Source organism: Streptomyces sp. NPDC004788 (assembly GCF_053601115.1).
In genome coordinates this window covers 16,532-31,867 of the sequence record NZ_JBSGBF010000047.1, presented here as the reverse complement: position 1 = coordinate 31,867, position 15,336 = coordinate 16,532, and the positions used below count along the sequence as shown (strand labels likewise).

14 protein-coding genes are annotated in these 15,336 nt (G+C 72.9%); 8 read left to right on the top strand and 6 right to left on the bottom strand.

From position 1 onward, the window contains the following. The first annotated feature begins 245 nt into the window (after nucleotides 1-245). From ACWEJX_RS21255 to ACWEJX_RS21240, 4 genes are all read left to right on the top strand, one after another. A complete protein-coding gene (locus ACWEJX_RS21255; protein ID WP_451608972.1) occupies nucleotides 246-1,061 on the top strand; it encodes a serine/threonine protein kinase in 816 nt (271 codons plus the stop codon). Then, nucleotides 1,058-2,497: a serine/threonine-protein kinase gene (locus tag ACWEJX_RS21250; RefSeq protein ID WP_451608971.1), complete on the top strand. Its 1,440-nt coding sequence runs from the start codon at nucleotides 1,058-1,060 to the stop codon at nucleotides 2,495-2,497. The genes ACWEJX_RS21255 and ACWEJX_RS21250 overlap by 4 nt, the downstream gene beginning before the upstream one ends. 257 nt (nucleotides 2,498-2,754) lie before the next feature. Further along, the gene (locus ACWEJX_RS21245) at nucleotides 2,755-3,729 is read left to right on the top strand and encodes an LGFP repeat-containing protein (RefSeq protein WP_451608970.1); all 975 of its coding nucleotides are present in this window, start codon (nucleotides 2,755-2,757) and stop codon (nucleotides 3,727-3,729) included. A 13-nt stretch (nucleotides 3,730-3,742) separates the two neighbouring features. Continuing rightward, nucleotides 3,743-4,756, top strand: coding sequence for an NlpC/P60 family protein (locus ACWEJX_RS21240; RefSeq protein ID WP_451608969.1), 1,014 nt, complete (start codon nucleotides 3,743-3,745; stop codon nucleotides 4,754-4,756). A gap of 73 nt (nucleotides 4,757-4,829) precedes the next feature. Here the strand turns inward: ACWEJX_RS21240 and ACWEJX_RS21235 are convergent, their stop codons facing one another. Together ACWEJX_RS21235 and ACWEJX_RS21230 are read right to left on the bottom strand one after the other, a co-directional pair. Beyond that, nucleotides 4,830-6,101 (bottom strand): DUF4185 domain-containing protein, encoded by a 1,272-nt coding sequence (locus tag ACWEJX_RS21235; protein ID WP_451608968.1) that lies wholly within the window; start codon nucleotides 6,099-6,101, stop codon nucleotides 4,830-4,832. A 631-nt stretch (nucleotides 6,102-6,732) separates the two neighbouring features. Next, entirely contained in the window at nucleotides 6,733-7,647 is a 915-nt protein-coding gene (locus ACWEJX_RS21230; RefSeq protein ID WP_451608967.1) for a pirin family protein, read from the bottom strand. An 85-nt stretch (nucleotides 7,648-7,732) separates the two neighbouring features. Between ACWEJX_RS21230 and ACWEJX_RS21225 the strand changes: the two genes are divergently transcribed. Next, complete coding sequence (locus tag ACWEJX_RS21225) at nucleotides 7,733-8,239, top strand: carboxymuconolactone decarboxylase family protein (RefSeq protein ID WP_451608966.1); 507 nt, start codon at nucleotides 7,733-7,735, stop codon at nucleotides 8,237-8,239. A 16-nt stretch (nucleotides 8,240-8,255) separates the two neighbouring features. On the opposite strand, the gene ACWEJX_RS21220 is transcribed toward ACWEJX_RS21225, so the two are convergent. From ACWEJX_RS21220 to ACWEJX_RS21205, 4 genes are all read right to left on the bottom strand, one after another. Beyond that, on the bottom strand, nucleotides 8,256-8,984 hold the full coding sequence (locus tag ACWEJX_RS21220) for a YoaK family protein (protein WP_451608965.1): 729 nt from the start codon (nucleotides 8,982-8,984) through the stop codon (nucleotides 8,256-8,258). 77 nt (nucleotides 8,985-9,061) lie between these two features. Continuing rightward, nucleotides 9,062-10,390 (bottom strand): radical SAM protein, encoded by a 1,329-nt coding sequence (locus ACWEJX_RS21215; RefSeq protein ID WP_451608964.1) that lies wholly within the window; start codon nucleotides 10,388-10,390, stop codon nucleotides 9,062-9,064. Between the two features lie 170 nt (nucleotides 10,391-10,560). Beyond that, a complete protein-coding gene (locus ACWEJX_RS21210; RefSeq protein ID WP_451608963.1) occupies nucleotides 10,561-11,481 on the bottom strand; it encodes a phosphatase domain-containing protein in 921 nt (306 codons plus the stop codon). After that, a complete protein-coding gene (locus tag ACWEJX_RS21205; RefSeq protein WP_451608962.1) occupies nucleotides 11,478-12,710 on the bottom strand; it encodes a T4 RnlA family RNA ligase in 1,233 nt (410 codons plus the stop codon). Before ACWEJX_RS21205 ends, ACWEJX_RS21210 begins: the two co-directional genes overlap by 4 nt. Nucleotides 12,711-12,925: 215 nt before the next feature. On the opposite strand from ACWEJX_RS21205, the gene ACWEJX_RS21200 reads away from it, so the two are divergent. The 3 genes from ACWEJX_RS21200 to ACWEJX_RS21190 all read left to right on the top strand — a co-directional run bounded on the left by ACWEJX_RS21200 (nucleotide 12,926) and on the right by ACWEJX_RS21190 (nucleotide 15,331). Continuing rightward, on the top strand, nucleotides 12,926-13,213 hold the full coding sequence (locus tag ACWEJX_RS21200; protein ID WP_451608961.1) for a hypothetical protein: 288 nt from the start codon (nucleotides 12,926-12,928) through the stop codon (nucleotides 13,211-13,213). Nucleotides 13,214-13,266: 53 nt separating this feature from the next. Next, nucleotides 13,267-13,935 (top strand): class I SAM-dependent methyltransferase, encoded by a 669-nt coding sequence (locus ACWEJX_RS21195; protein ID WP_451608960.1) that lies wholly within the window; start codon nucleotides 13,267-13,269, stop codon nucleotides 13,933-13,935. Between the two features lie 112 nt (nucleotides 13,936-14,047). Beyond that, on the top strand, nucleotides 14,048-15,331 hold the full coding sequence (locus ACWEJX_RS21190) for an amidohydrolase (protein WP_451608995.1): 1,284 nt from the start codon (nucleotides 14,048-14,050) through the stop codon (nucleotides 15,329-15,331). Nucleotides 15,332-15,336: the final 5 nt, after the last annotated feature.

The following is a 15,336-nucleotide window of genomic DNA, read 5'->3' as shown; positions in this document are numbered from 1 at the left end:
GCCACGGCCCACGTACGGTACGAGAGCCCGTTCCACCTCGTGGAACCGTGGCCCGCGGCGCCCCGAGGACCGTCCCGGACCCCGTGGATCCGCGGGCGCCGCCCTCCCGCCTTTGTGACGGGAAACCTGATGGACCTCCCTGGTCCGACCACGCCATCCTTCAGATGTGCCGCGCCCACCAGGGAGGTTCGTCCGTGTGTGGCGGACGGGCCGGGCGTGGACGGGGTGCCGAGGCAGTAGGGGTCATGAGCGGGATTGTCATTCATCTGCCGCGAGGCGGCCGCGCCCCGCACTCGGAACCGGGCGCGGACCCCGTGACGCTGCGGCTCGGCCCCGGTGAGGTGGCCCGCTTCGGACGCGGCTCCGCGACCAGTCCGGTGGAGCTGCGCCTGGAGGACGCGGCGATCTCCCGCCTCGCCGGGGAGATCCGGGTGACGGACGATCACTGGCAGCTCAGCAACCACAGCGCCACGCAGACCTATCTGGTGGAGAACCCCGAGGGCGCCGGAGAGTACCTGAGGGTTCCGCCACGGCGGGCCGGCGCGCCCATCCCGTTCGAGTTCGCCCGTGTCGTGCTGCCCACGCGCGGCGGGACGACGGCCGCCTTCCAGGTGTTCGCACCCGACCACGTCTACCTCGACCCCGACCGCGCGGGCGGCTCGTGGGGCACTCACACCCTCATGGCGTACTCGCTGGACGAGACGGCCATCTACTTCCTCGTCCTGGTCGCGCTCTGCGAACCACGGCTGCGGGACGAGTCGCCGCTCGCCGTGCCGACCACTCCTCAGATCGTCGAACGGCTGGCGGGCCACCCCGGCTGCGTCGGCCTGACGTCACGGGCGGTCAGCTCCCACATCGACTACCTCGCCGAAGAGAAGATGCGGCTCAGCACCCCGGCCGAGCGGCACGCGCCGAGCCGGAGCGCCCGCCGCAACGGCAAGCGCGAGGCGGTCGTCTCCGTCGCGCTGCGGTTCGGTCTCGTGCGCGAGGAGCACCTCGCCCTCCTCCCGCGCCGGGGCGCCGCCGGGCCCCGGGAGCCAGAGCGGGCAACGCTGCGATGAACCCGGGTGGTGGGGCGGGGCGCGGCACGGCCGACGCCCCGGACCGCGGTGAGCGCACCGACGTGCTCCCGCGCGGCCACCGCGTCGGGCGCTGGGAGGTCAGGGAGCCGATCGGCGCCGGCGGCTGGGCGACCGTCCACGCGGGCCTGGACGCCGAGTACGACGGTGACCCTTCGGCGGGTCCGCGCGAGGTGGCCCTGAAGTTCCTGCCGACGGCCGGGCTCGCGCCGCGCCAGGCGCGGAAGGTCGCCGAAGCGGCCCGACGCGAGGTCGAACTGGCCCGCAGCGCCCGCCACCCACGGCTGATCCGCCTCCTCGACTCCGTCGTGCTCAGCGAGCCGGACCGTCCGTCCCTGGACGGTGCGATCGTCCTGGTCATGGAGCGTGCCCGGGGCAGCCTGCGGGACGAGCTCGGCACCGGGGTGACCGAGGCCGAGGCCGGCCGCCTGTTCGCCGGGATCTGCGAGGGACTGGCCCATCTGCACCGCAGCGGCTGGGTGCACGGGGACCTCAAACCGGACAACGTGCTGCTCATGCCGGACCGTTCGGTCCGGCTCTCCGACTTCGGGCTCGCCGCCGAGCTGACCGGCGCCGACGGCACCCACGGCTACGCGCCGCCCATGGGAACCATGGACTACCTCCCGCCGGAACGCTGGAAGGCCCCGCTCGGCGAGCAGGGCGTACGGATCCGGCCCACCGCCGACATCTGGGCCCTCGGCGTCATGATCCACGAGGTGTTCACCGGCGGTGCCTCCCCGTTCCCGGGCGCCACGCCCGTCTCCCGGGGTGCGGCGGCGCAGGAGTACGCGGACGGGCGCGCCCCGCTGCGCATGGACGACGCGGTGCCGCCGTTCTGGCGTGGCCTGGCCGCCGACTGTCTGGCGCCCAGCCATGCGGCGCGCGCCGGACACACGGCGGAGCGCCTGCTCGCCCGGATCACCGCCCATCTGGCCGCAGCGGGGCCGGCCGCTCCGCCCCCGCGCCGCGGGCGGCGCCGTGCCGCGCTCGTCGCCCTCAAGGCGGGTACGGCCGCCGCGCTGCTCTGGTCGGCCGCCGCCGACGAGGGGGTGGCGGCCCTGCCGGACGGCGTCGTCGACCCCGTCGCGCACGTCCGGGTGTTCAACGCCGACCTGCCGTGCCGGCTGCGGCCCACCCGGGACCCCGAGTGCAGCCTCGGCCTCGCCATCGACCCGATGCGGGCCTACACCGCGGACAACGTGGTGCCGAAGCGGGTGTGGCACGGCGATCTCCTGGACGTCGACTGCGCGTTGGCGCACGGGAAGCCCATCGTCGACGAGGCCGACGCCGTCTCCACCGAGTGGTTCCGCGTCCGTCTCGCCCCGCACACCGCTCCGCCCGTCGCCTGGCTGCCCGCCGTCCGCACCCGGGACCACCCCGCGCTCCCCGCCTGCCCCGCTCCCTCCCGCCACCCGTAGGGGTCACTCCTCAGGGGTCGCTCCTCGATCCTCCGCATGCTCGCCGCCTCTTCGCGGCGCTGTCACTCCGGAGCGTTCCGGGTGCCGCCTGCCGCGCGCCGCTGGCTACCTTGCCTGCCCGGTGCCGAGGCGTCCCGCCCGGCACGGCAACGTGGCCTGCCGCAGGGCGACTTGCGGAGCAGAGGAGCAGCAACGTGTCTGGCGAAGACCCACGTCGTACGAGCCGCGGGAGACGCGGCGCAGCGGTTCTGCTGATCATGACGGCCCTGTCGCTGCCGGGCGGCCCGGCCTGGGCCCAGGGCCCCGGCCCGGTCCCCGGCCCGCTCGCGCATCTCGCGCCGGCCGACGAGTACTGCGACATCCCGCCGGACCGGGACATCGCGGTGACGCGCAAGGTGTACGAGGTCGGGCAGCGCCGGGGCGTCTCCGACAAGGTGATGCTGGCCGGCTTCGAGACCGGCTGGATCGAGTCCCGTATGAACAATCTGGCCTGCGGGGACCGGGACTCGCTGGGCGTGTTCCAGCAGCGGCCCTCGCAGGGCTGGTGCGAGCCCGCGCAGTGCCTCGACGTCGACTACGCCGCCAACAAGTTCTTCGAAGTGGCCCAGCAGATGGAGCCCGACTGGGAGGGCAGCACCGCCGGCGAGCTGGCCCAGGCCGTGCAGCGCTCCGCCTACGGCTGGAAGTACGACACGGCCGAGGACAAGGCCCGTGCGATGCGGGACGAGGCGTTCCAGCCGTACGGCACGATCGGCGCGAAGTACGCGGCGCTGGGCGGCGACGGGGGCCCACTCGGCGCTCCGGTGCGCGCCGAGGAGGACGCGTCCCTGGGCGGCCGCTTCCAGCTGTTCCGGAACGGCATCGTGATCTGGCACCCGGACGTGGCGTACGCCGTGTACGGGGACATCCTCCAGCGCTTCTGGGCCACCGACGCCGAACGCCGCTGGGGCTTCCCCACCATGGACGAAGCCGACGCCGCCACCGCCCCCGACGGCACCCGAGGCCGCTACCAGTTCTTCGAACACGCCCTCTTCCTCTGGTCACCCCAGACCGGCACCCACATCGTCCACGACGCCATCTACGACGCCTTCCACGCCGCAGGCCACGAAGCCGCACTCGGCTACCCCACCACCGACGAGACGACCGAACCCGGCGGCGTCAAACAGGTCTTCCAGAAGGCCACCATCCACTGGAGCGCCACCGACAACCACACCTGGATCACCACCAACTGACGCGGAGGCACTGATGAGATCACGGAATCTCCAGCGCGTCCTGGGGACGTTGGCCCTGCTGCTCGCGGCGCTCGCCGCGACGCTGACCACGGCACCCGCCGCGGGCGCCTCGGTGCCGGACGGCGCGATCGGGCGCGGCGAGGTGATGGACCGCTCGTGGTCGTGGGTGGCCGAGCAGGTGCCGTACAGCTGGGACGGCTGCCACGAGAACCAGTACGGCTGTTACCGCCCCGACTGCTCCGGCTTCGTGTCGATGGCCTGGAACCTCAGCAGGGCACTGACCACCTGGGACCTGTGGAACGTCACCTACGACATCCCCGCGAGCGAACTGCAGCCCGGTGACGCCCTGCTCATGGACGTCGACGGCGGTACACACCACGTGGCGCTGTTCGTGCGGTGGGCCGATCCGGCGCACACCCAGCCGGTGGTGCGCGAGGAGTACGACTTCGGGCACGTGGCCGAGGAACGCGTGTGGGCCAACGGGCTGCGCGGTTTCTCGCCGCGCCGCTACAACCAGCTCGACGACCGGATCCCGTACGGCACGATCGCGGTGAAGTACGACAGCATGGGCGGCCCGAACGGCGTCCTGGGCGCGCCGGCCACCGGTGAGCGCGACTCCGCGCTGGGCGGCCGCTTCCAGGTGTTCCAGAACGGCATGATCATCTGGCAGCCGGACGTGGCGTACGCGGTTCGCGGCGACATCCTGCAGCGCTTCTGGGCCACCGACGCCGAACGCCGCTGGGGCTTCCCCACCATGGACGAAGCCGACGCCGCCACCGCCCCCGACGGCACCCGAGGCCGCTACCAGTTCTTCGAACACGCCCTCTTCCTCTGGTCACCCCAGACCGGCACCCACATCGTCCACGACGCCATCTACGACGCCTTCCACGCCGCAGGCCACGAAGCCGCACTCGGCTACCCCACCACCGACGAGACGACCGAACCCGGCGGCGTCAAACAGGTCTTCCAGAAGGCCACCATCCACTGGAGCGCCACCGACAACCACACCTGGATCACCACCAACTGACGCGCGGCGCGAAGGCGCGGCCCCGGTGTCCGGGGCCGCGCCTGTGTCAGGTCCGGGCCTCGTGCTCAGGGGGTCACGGGTTGATGCCGTCGTACTGGAGGACCCGGTAGGCGGTGGTCTGCTGGTTCGCGTCCGAGGACCACTGCGACACGATCAGGGTCAGCGACGTCGCACCGGCACTTCCCGGGTGGATGTACCCGCCGTACAGGAACGGCAGCTGGGGCTTGCCCCAGTGGCTGATCGGCCAGGAGCTGTTCCCGACGATCTGCACCTTGGGGGCCGACCAGACGGCGTCGGGCCGGGACGCGGTGCGGGTGCAGATCGAGTAGTCCGCCACGTCCAGATAGCTCATGCAGTACCGGCCGCCGATGCGCTTCACGGAGAACTCGCCGATGTTGTTGCCGGAGAGGATGACCGACGGGCCGACGTCCCTGGTCCACTGCCAGCGCCCGTCCAGATAGGCCCAGTTCTCCTGCGCCCCGAAGTTCCCCGCCCGGAACTCGTCCGGCGTGATCCGGAAGAGCTGGATCGCGCCGCCGTCCGCCGTGTTCTTGTGTCCGCCGTTCCAGCGCTTGGAGAAGATGTACAGATAGCCGTTGTCGATGCCCGCGAACGACCACATGCCGTACATGCTCTGGTTGGCGCCGAGGCGGTCACCGGGCCAGTGGTAGGGGTAGTCGTGCCAGGTCACGCCGTGGTCGTCGGAGTAGGCCACGCCGGACATCAGCGACCCGTCCCAGCCGGCGGGCGGGTCCCAGGTGAACACCGAGGTGTACTGGATGTAGGTGCGGCCGCCGAACTCGATGCAGTCGTTGGGGATGCGGGAGACCTCGGTGTCGCCGTAGCCGTTGTCCTCGTTGTGCCGGTAGTCGAAGAGCTGGGCCGCCGCACCACCCGTCGGCATCGCCCAGGTGAAGGAGATCGGGGTGCCGCCCGAGCTGTCGAACTCCGCCTGGTTCAGCATCACCGGGGAGCCGATCCAGTCACCGGTCTGCCGGGGCCCCGTCCAGCTGTCCCCGAAGACGTAGCCCCACGTGCCGTCGTGCTCCCGGAAGTACGGGATGCCGAGGTCGCCCGAGACCAGCCCCTGGGCGCTCGCCGAGTCCCCGGGCTGCTCGCACAGCGGCGTGCCGACCTGGCCCGCCAGGGCCGCGCCCCGGGTGCCGCGTGGCACGGCGGACGCGGTTCCGGGCGCGGCCACGGCCAGTCCCGCGCCCACGGCGAAGCCCATCCCGGCCCTCAGTGCGGTCCGCCTGCTGGGCACGTGGCCGGGCTGGGGCGGGTTCGTCATCTCTCGGTCCTCCATGGTCACGACCAGCTCCGGTTCGGTTCGCGTTCTGCGCACGGGACCCCTTCCTCGTACCGGGTCGTGGGCGCGGCGGCGTGGTCCGCCGTCGGCGACCCGCAAGGTAGCCAGGGGCGCACGGCGCGAGGCATCCGGAACGTTCCGGGTTCCGCTCCTCCTTCCCCCCCCCGGATAGGAGCTCAGGTGTGGGATGGTGGAAGGGATGGAGCGTTCTGGCAGCCCTCGCAGCTGCGCTCTTCTGTTTCCAGGGCTGGTACCCCGTCCGAGGGGGAGCCCGCTGTGAAGCCTTACACCGGCGCGATGACCCCGGCCTTCCGGGCGACGAGGCAGCGGCGGCGCATCGGCTGCGCCGGCTCGTCGTCAGGGTGCCGGGCGTGACCTCGTAGCGGTTACGGCGCCCGTTGCGCACCCGAGTGAGGTACCCGGCGCCCTCCAGCTCCGTGACGATGGCCTGCGCGGCGCTCTCGGTGAGCCGGCAGCCCTGGGCCGTGTCACGCAGCCGGATCTCCGGATCCGCGACGATCATGGCGAGGTCCGGGCGTGGTTCGTGACGAACGTCCAGTTGGTCCGAGGCTTCACCGGCCCCATGTCCGGAATTGTATGATTTGCGATTCCGGTCTGACCGTCACCGGAACCAGGGTTCCGGTGACGGTCCCGAACCGGATGCCGGTCAGCGCGGGTTGCCCCGGGCCTTGAGCGGGGTCGTGGGGAGCTCCGGGGCGGGCAGCGGGGCGCCGGGGTAGCCCTTCACCTCACCGAAGCGGTCGCCCGACATCCAGTCCTCCCGCGCCTGGCGGATCTCCTCGTCCGTGCGGGCGATGAAGTTCCACCACATGATGATCTCCTCCTCGAACGGCGTGCCGCCGAGCAGCACGGCCCGCGCGCGCTCCGCGGACTCGTTGGTGAGCGTGAGCGCGGAGCGCCCGGTGCCGGCGTAGCCCAGTTCGGCAGGGCGCAGGAGGGTGCCGTCGAGGCGTACGTCGCCCTCGTCGACGAGCAGGCCGTGCTCGAAGGCCGGGTCGACGTCGAGGGTCACGGACGCGCCGGGGTCGAGGAGGAGTTCGGCGCCGAGCAGCGGGGTGAAGGTGCGCACCGGCGAGGTGTCGCCGGCGACCGTGCCGAGGAAGACCCTGATGTCGGCGCCGTCGACGCGGAGCGGCTTGGGGGCGTGGTGCTGGAAGTCGCGGGGGGCGTGGCGGTGTGCTTCGGGGAGGGCCACCCACAGCTGGACGCCGTGCAGGACGGTGGTGTCGGGTGTGGAGACCTCGGTGTGGGCGATGCCGTGGCCGCCGGTCATGAGGTTGAGTTCGCCGGGCCGCACGAAGGCGTGGGTGCCGAGGCTGTCGCGGTGCTCGATCTCGCCACCGAAGAGCCAGCTGACCGTCTGCAGGCCGGTGTGCGGATGCGGGGCCACGTCCATGCCGCCGGAGTCGGCGACCCGGTCGGGGCCGTAGTGGTCGGCGAAGCACCAGGCTCCGATGAGCGTCCGGGACCGCTGCGGCAGTGTGCGTCGTACGGTCATCGCTCGCGGTCCGCCCAGCGGGACGTCCCGGGCGGTGAGGATCTCGACCTCCGCGTCACCCATTTCCCGACCCCTCTCACTCTCAGCTAGTTTCATTTTAAACAATCATGGACGATGATAGCCGTGAAGACGAGCGAAGGAGCAACAGGTGAGCGACGACAGCACACTGGCCCCGGCGGCCCTGCGGGCCCGGCGGATCCACCTCGACAAGCAGAGCCCCGCCGCGTACCAGGCGCTGGTGAAGACGGCCGAAACCGTCCGCACGACCGCCGCCGAGGCGGGCCTCGACCGGATCCTGGTGGAGCTGGTCAACCTGCGCGTGTCGCAGCTCAACGGCTGTGCCTCCTGCCTCGACGTGCACACCAGGGCCGCGCTGCGGGCCGGCGAGACCACCCGGCGCCTCGGCGTGCTCGCCGCCTGGCGGGACACCGAGCTGTTCACCCCGCGCGAGCGCGCGGCCCTCGCCCTGGCGGAGGCCACGACCCATCCGGCGGACGCCCTCGCCCAGGAACGGGCCTACGCCGACGCCCGCGAGGTCCTGGACGAGGACGAGATCTCCGCGGTGCTCTGGGTCGCCATCACCATCAACGCGTTCAACCGGGTCTCGATCCTCAGCAAGCACCCCGTCCGCGAGGCCACGACGGCTCCGCGCTGAGCCTCGGGACACCCTTCTAGGGCGCCGTGGCCCAGCCGGCGTCCGGCGCGGAGAGGCGCCACAGCACCACCGCGCCCGCGAGGAGCAGGCCCAGCGTCACACCCAGGGCCACCGGGATCCCGGCCTTGAGGAGCGCGGCGCCCGCCAGGGCGCCGAGGAACATCGCCAGGACGTTGAGGACGCGCCGGCCGCCCGGGCCGGGGTCCGCGGCGATTCCGGTCAGGGTCATGGTCAGCACGGTCGTGACGAGGTGGGGCACCCCGAGGCGCCGGGCCACCGCGTTCTGCAGGCCCATGGCGAGGGCCAGCAGCACGATCGGGGTGTACTCGACCCCGGTGCCCGTCCTACCGTGCGCCGCGCCCGCCGTGCCCAGCGCCACGGCGACCAGCGCCGACTGTACGGCCATGGCCGAGGCGAGCAGCCTGCCGCGGTGCGCCCCGAACCGCAGCCGCCCGCCGAACCGCAGCCCGAAGCGGCCGCCGAACGCGGCGCCCGCGAGGAAGGCCGCCAGCGCGGCGGCGGAGGCGGGCGCGGACAGCTCCGCGCCGCCGGCCAGCGCGAAGCCGAGGAACACCACGTTGCCGGTCATGTTGGCGACGAAGACGTGCCCGAGCCCGAGGAAGCTCACCGCGTCCACCAGACCCGTCACGACCGTCAGGGCCAGCAGGACCGGTGGGAGCGGCCCGTGCCGGTCCCCCTTCGGCGGGACCAGCGTGCGGGCCGCCTGCACCAGCAGCGTACGCATCCCCGGATGCTCCTTCCGCGACGACGGCGACGGCCGCGGTCCCGGGCTGTCCGGCCCCGGAGTCGGGCTCCTGACGGTCAGTCGACCGCCGGGAGGCTGTCCATGAAGGAGGACACCGAGAAGACCGCGCGGCCGGGACCCGCCGGGCCGTAGCCGGGCGGCGAGCTGAGGCCGTGGGACTCCATGGTCGCGCGGTACGCGTCCAGAAGCCGGATGTGGTACTCCAGCGGCGCGCCCGCCGGGTTGGCCTTGCCGAGCGGGGTGGTGGGCTCGGGGCACCAGGTGGTGAAGCGGGGCGTGATGCCCCGGGACATGAAGTACTCCAGGCCCTCCGTCGTCGACGCGATGGCCTCGTCGACCGTCGTGAAGCCGAACGGCTCAGCCATCTCCACGCCCGCCACGAAGTTGGGGATGACGTTGCGCGGGCCGAAGACGTCCGCGGAGTCGAGGATGCGGCGGTGCCACTCGTCGCGGCCCACGTAGCGCTCCTTGCCCGGGCAGTACAGCTCGAACAGGCGCTTGTCCCACACCTCGTAGTTGGGGTGGTAGATCTGGATGCCGTAGTCCTTGAACCGCTGTACGTCGGCCTTGGGCAGCGCCTGGGCGACGACCTTGCCGATCCAGCGGCCGGGGAAGCGCTCCTCGATGGCCTCGGCGTACTGGCCGTAGAAGTCGGCCTCGTCCTTGCCGCCGATGTGCGAGGTGACGGCGCCTCCGGTGAGGGTGTACGCGGTCGAGGCGCCGGCCGTGTCGTACCGGTCGATGATCTCCAGCGCCTCCAGGACCTCCTCGACCGGCTTCACACCGGTGTAGGGGCGTCCGGCGGCCTTGTGCTGGCGCCAGTTGTGGTTGATGTCGCAGTACTGGCACTCCTCCTTGGCGCCGAAGTACTGGCACACCCGGAAGACCGTCAGATAGACGAGGTAGCCCCACTGGATGGTGGGGGCCACCTCCATCACGGACTTCCCGTTGGCGAGCGTGTGCCGGTAGTACTCGGGCATCGGCGGCAGGCCGACGTCCGCGATCCGGCGGCCGTCGAGGTAGAGACCGAGCATCCCGTCCTCGCCCGCGGCGACCCGGTACGGCGACGCGGGGTTCACCCGGACGGAGACCACCGTGCGGCGCAGCTCGTACGGGCCGCCGGTGAGCACGATCTCCTCCGGCGGGCGGCGCAGCGCGGCCTCTCCCAGCTCGGGCAGGGTGCGGTGGTCGAAGGAGAAGATGAAGTACGACTTCGGCTTGACCTCACCGGACGCCTCGTCGCCCGAGTCGGTGAGCGCCGAGTCGTCGAACGCGATGCCACCGCGCAGCAGGTCCTCCTTGATCACCGCCTCCTTCGGGACGTGCGGGAAGCGGTGCATGAGGTCTTCGACCTCGTCGGTGCGGCGGATCATGCCTGGATACATCTCCTCGGTCGTGCGGTCGCGAGCCGTGCGTGGTCGAGCCGTGCGTGGTGGGACCACCGACCTACCCTAGGACGGCGCCGGCGGACCCGGCATCCGGCCCCGGTCGCAGAGCGGCGTACGCCCCGGGACGGAGGCCGCAGGCCCGCCCGCGCCCCCGCCCGTCCGTGCGCTCAGAAGTTGCCGTAGTTGACCTGCCAGGTCGGCAGGCCCATCCGGCGCCAGACCGCGACCACCCGGTCCCGGTCGTCGAGCGAGACCCGGACCGCGTAGCGGTGGCGGACATGGGCGTCGAACAACTCGGCCTTGACCAGGTCGTCGGAGCGGCCGTCACCCGACGCGCGCATCCACAGCTCGTCGTACGGGACCCCGTGGCGCGCGAGCCACGCCTCCGTCAGCTCCCGGTGGTCCTCGCTGCGGCCGGAGAGCAGCACGACGCGGTCGCGGTGGGAGCCCTGGAAGGCACGCAGGGCGTCGCGCACCGGGACGTTGAGCAGGTCGAGGTCGCAGCGGGTGAAGTCGTACGGGCCGCGGTCGCCGCGCAGCGCCAGGGTGCCGTCGATGTCGCAGAGGACGGCGGACGGCAGGGCCGGGTCGGGGACGTACGGGGTGACGGCCGGGCGGTCGTTGAGCCAGTCGTCGGTGAGGCGCCAGCCGCCGCGCGTGGCCTTGGCGTGCTTGTCGGCGAGGATGCGGATGATCTCCTCGCCGACCGGGCGGGCGCGCTCGGCGTCGCGGCGGACGCACTCCTCCACGGGCACGTGGGTGAAGTCGTGCACCACGAAGACGGCCTCGCGGCCGGCGACGGCGGCCTTGAGCCGCTTCGGGATGTGCGGGGTGAGATGGGTGTTGTCGACGACGACGTCGAAGCCGTCGTCGACGGCCGCACGGACCGCCGTGTCCTGGATGCCGAGCACGGTCTGCTCGTGGACGTGCGAACGACGCCCGCCGCCGGGCAGGTCGAGCATGGTGCGCAGGTCGTCGAGGTTGACGCGGCGCATCCGGCCCTCGGACTGTTCCTGCAGGGCTCGGGCGGCGGTGGTCTTGCCGGAGGCCGGCAGTCCGGTCATGACGTGGACCACGGGCACGGTCACGTTCGGTTCTCCTCGTCGGTGATGAAGGGGTCGGCGGTCTCGGGGCGCAGCGAGCGCCAGACCAGCAGGTCGGTGGGGCGCCCGTCGAGGCGCATGAAGAGGGCGGAGCGCACGTCCTTGTCGGGCAGCGCACGGACGGCGCGGGCGAACGCGCCCCGGTCGCCCGCGAGGTGAGCCACCGTCGCGTACGCCTCGTCGATGGCGCGCTCGCGCGCGGCGAACTCCTCCTCCAGGCGGGCGATCACGGATCGCACCCACGCGTCGAACTCGTCGGGCACCTGCTCCAGGAGCGCGTCGAGCGGGCGCCCGCCGTCGGAGCGGATGCCGCCGAGCTCGGCCATGGACAGACCGAGGCCCTGCGCCAGGATCTTGGCGGAGGTGCCGGCGAAGCGCTGGATGCCGTGGCCGCGCCAGATGTCGCGCTCGGTGACGCCGGTGACGACCTTGTGGAGCCGCACGTACTCGGCGATCTTCGCCTTGGCGCGGACGCCGGAGGCGAAGCGGAGGACGAAGCCCTCGGCGTCGGTGCCGGTGGCCGGGCTGCCGTCGGGCAGGGTGCTGGAGTCGGTGAGCTTGAGGAGTTCGTCGAGCGGCATGGCCGGGTGCACGGTGACGACCGAGCCGATGCCCTGCCAGTCGGCGGCGGCCTCGGCGAGCGGGACCTCCGTGCCGTCGGGGCCGAAGGCGGCGAGCAGCACGAGGTCGCGGCGGTCGCCGTAGTCGACGACGATCCGGTTCTGCGGGTAGACGATCTCCGCGAGATACGTCACACCCGGCGCGAGCCGCGAGGTGTCGGCGGCGTCGAGGCGGCGCTGCGCCCAGGTGGCCTGGGTGCTGCTGAAGGAGCCCTTGGAGGCGACGTGCCAGCGCCCCTCGTAGTGGAAGACCACGCCGAGGCTGCCGTCGACCTTCTCGTACACCTCGAACGGCTCGTCGGGCAGCGCGGGCGCGTAGGAGCGGCCGGTCCGGTGCTCGGAGACGTTGAAGAACTTGGGCAGCGGCAGGGCGACGATCCGGCCGGTGCGGTCGTCGGCGACGAGGCCGCGGCAGCGCGTGGTGACCTGGTTCCAGACGCCCTCGTACTGGCAGGCCCGGGTGTAGGTGTAGATCGACAGCGGCAGCTCGGGATGTGCCTTGCGCGTCACATGCCCGGCGGCGACGGCGGCGGCCAGCTGGTCGCGCGGCAGCAGCGCGTCGAGAGTCAGGTGCGTCTGGTACGCCTGGCTCATGGGTTCCCCTCCCGTTTTCGTGAAGGCCCATTCTTCTGCGGGGCCAGGGACCTGACCAGCGATTTAGCGTGCGGGCTCCGGAGGGCGGGCCGCGCGGGGGGCGCGAGCGTGCCTCCGGAGCGGGTGCGGGATGCGGGCCGGTGCCCGTGGGCGGGCGTCCGGCCCCGTAGACTCGCCGCCCGAGAAGACTTTGCGGAAGCCGAGGAAGCGAGCTTATGAACTACGCGGACACCACCGCCCCCATCTACGCCGAGCTCATACGCGAGCAGGGGGACGTTCCCGGCGAGGTCCGTCGGACCGCCGAGGAGGTGCTGCGTGACCTCAGCCGTGTGATCCAGATGCCGCCGGCCGGGCTCGCTCCGACCGGTGCGCCGACCGGGGCCCCGACCGGCGGGCAGATGGTACCGGCCGGCGCGCAGCTGGCGCCGATGGCCCCCTCGATGCAGCCCATGCAGCCCGTGCAGCCGTTGGCCCCGATGCAGCCGATGCACCCGCTGCAGTAGCCGCGGCCGGCGCTCCGGCGCGAAGGTGACGTGACGACCGGGGGGTTGTGAGCATGACGGGTACGGACAGCGGGGCGGGGCGGGCGGCCGCCGGGCACGAGCGGGTACGGCGCAGCTACGACGCCGTCGCGGAGGAGTACCGCGCCCGTATCGGCGACGAGCTCACCGGCAAGCCGCTCGACCGGGCACTGCTCGGCGCGCTCGTCGAGGAGGCCGGCGACGGGGCGGTGATCGCCGATCTGGGCTGCGGGCCCGGGCACATCACCGGCTGGCTGGCCGGGCGGCAGCGGCGCGTGGTCGGAGTCGACCTGTCTCCTGCCATGGTCGCGATCGGCCGCGACCGGCACCCGGAGGCCGAGTTCCGCGAGGGGGACCTGCTGCGGCTGCCGGCCCGGGACGGCGAGTTCGGCGCGGCCGTCGCGCTCTACTCCCTCATCCACCTCGCTCCTGACGAACTCTCGCCCGCCCTCGCCGAGATCCGCCGGGTGCTGCGCCCGGGCGCCCCGCTCCTGGTCGCCTTCCACATCGGCACGGAGGTGAGGAACCTCACCGAGTGGTGGGGGCACCCGGTGGACGTCGACTTCCACTACCTGGAGCCGACCGCGGTCACCGGCGCGCTGCGGGAGGCCGGCTTCCGGATCGAGGCCGAGCTGGAGCGGGCGCCCTATCCCCACGAGGCCGCGACGCGGCGCGCGTATCTGCTGGCCCGTCGGGAGGACTGAACGGGCACCGTCGGACGGGCGGCCCGAGACGGAAGACCGGGGTGGGACCGCCGGGCTGGCTGGGGACGACCGCACACCCGCGTGGTATACCAAGCAGGCGTCCCCGTTTTGTATACCAAGCTGTACGGGCAAGCCGGCGGCCGCTCCTTCCCGTCCCGCGCCCCCAGGAGACCCCGTGGCAGCCCAGCCCTCCCCCGGCCCTTCCGTCACCGTGTTCCGCGACGTCCGCCCGCTCGGCGGGGCGACCGTCGATCTCGTCGCCGTCGACGGGGTGCTGGTGGACTCGGTGCCGGCCGGCGCGCCGGCCGAGGTCGTCGACGGCGGCCGGCGGATGGCGCTGCCGACGCTGGTGGACGCGCACATCCACCCGGACAAGACGGCGTGGGGCGAGTCCTGGCGGAGCCGGAAGGCGGCGCAGGGCATCGCCGACTACGTGGCGGGCGACGTGGAGCTGGCTCGCGCGCTGCCCACCCCGGTGGGCGAGCGCGCGTACCGACTGATGGCGCACGCGGCCGCGCAGGGCACGCGCGCGATGCGGGCGCACGCGGACGTGGCTCCGGCGCTCGGACTCGCCGGACTCCAGGGGATCGCCGAGGCGCGGGAGCGGCTGCGCGGGATCGTGGACGTGGAGCTGGTCGCGTTCCCGCAGCACGGCGTCATGCGGATTCCCGGCGTGGTGGAGCTCCTGGAGGAGGCCGCGGCGAGCGGGCTGATCTCGCACGTGGGCGGGATCGACCCGGCCGGGTTCGACGCGACGGGCGGGGCGGGGGCCGTGGACGGCGACCAGCTGGACACGGTGTTCGGGCTGGCCGGGCGGCACGGCCTCGGACTCGACATCCATCTGCACGACCGGGGTGAGACCGGGCTCGTACCGCTGCGGGACATCGCCGCGCGCACCAAGGCGCTGGGCCTGCGGGGCCGGGTGAGCGTCGCCCACGCCTTCGCCGTCGCGCAGTTGTCGGGCAAGGAGCTGGACGAGACGGCGGACCTGCTCGCGGACGCCGGGGTCGCGCTGACCACGGTCGCGCTGTCCGAGGTGACGGTCCTGCCGTTCCGCCGGCTCGCCGAGCGCGGGGTACGGGTCGGGCTCGGCTCGGACGGAGTGCGGGACAACTGGAGCCCGTTCGGCAACGCCGACATGCTGCACCGGGCCTGGCTGGCCGGCTGGGCCCTCGACGCGCGCCTCGACGAGGAGCTGACGGCCTGCTTCGAGCTCGCCGCGCACGGCGGCGCCGAGCTGCTGGGACTGCCCCGGGCGGACCTGCGGCCCGGCGCCCCCGCCGACTTCATGCTCGTCGAGGGCGAGTGCGTGCCGCAGGCCGTGGTCGACGTGCCGCGCCGCGACCTGGTGGTGCGGGCGGGCCGGGTGGTCGCCCGGGACGGCGCCCTGGTCTGAACCGG

Coding starts and splice junctions, on each gene's coding strand:
- ACWEJX_RS21255 (WP_451608972.1), top strand. CDS start 246: ATGAGCGGGATTGTCATTCATCTGCCGCGAGGCGGCCGCGCCCCGCAC.
- ACWEJX_RS21250 (WP_451608971.1), top strand. CDS start 1,058: ATGAACCCGGGTGGTGGGGCGGGGCGCGGCACGGCCGACGCCCCGGAC.
- ACWEJX_RS21245 (WP_451608970.1), top strand. CDS start 2,755: ATGACGGCCCTGTCGCTGCCGGGCGGCCCGGCCTGGGCCCAGGGCCCC.
- ACWEJX_RS21240 (WP_451608969.1), top strand. CDS start 3,743: ATGAGATCACGGAATCTCCAGCGCGTCCTGGGGACGTTGGCCCTGCTG.
- ACWEJX_RS21230 (WP_451608967.1), bottom strand. CDS start 7,647: ATGGGTGACGCGGAGGTCGAGATCCTCACCGCCCGGGACGTCCCGCTG.
- ACWEJX_RS21220 (WP_451608965.1), bottom strand. CDS start 8,984: ATGCGTACGCTGCTGGTGCAGGCGGCCCGCACGCTGGTCCCGCCGAAG.
- ACWEJX_RS21215 (WP_451608964.1), bottom strand. CDS start 10,390: ATGTATCCAGGCATGATCCGCCGCACCGACGAGGTCGAAGACCTCATG.
- ACWEJX_RS21205 (WP_451608962.1), bottom strand. CDS start 12,710: ATGAGCCAGGCGTACCAGACGCACCTGACTCTCGACGCGCTGCTGCCG.
- ACWEJX_RS21200 (WP_451608961.1), top strand. CDS start 12,926: ATGAACTACGCGGACACCACCGCCCCCATCTACGCCGAGCTCATACGC.
- ACWEJX_RS21195 (WP_451608960.1), top strand. CDS start 13,267: ATGACGGGTACGGACAGCGGGGCGGGGCGGGCGGCCGCCGGGCACGAG.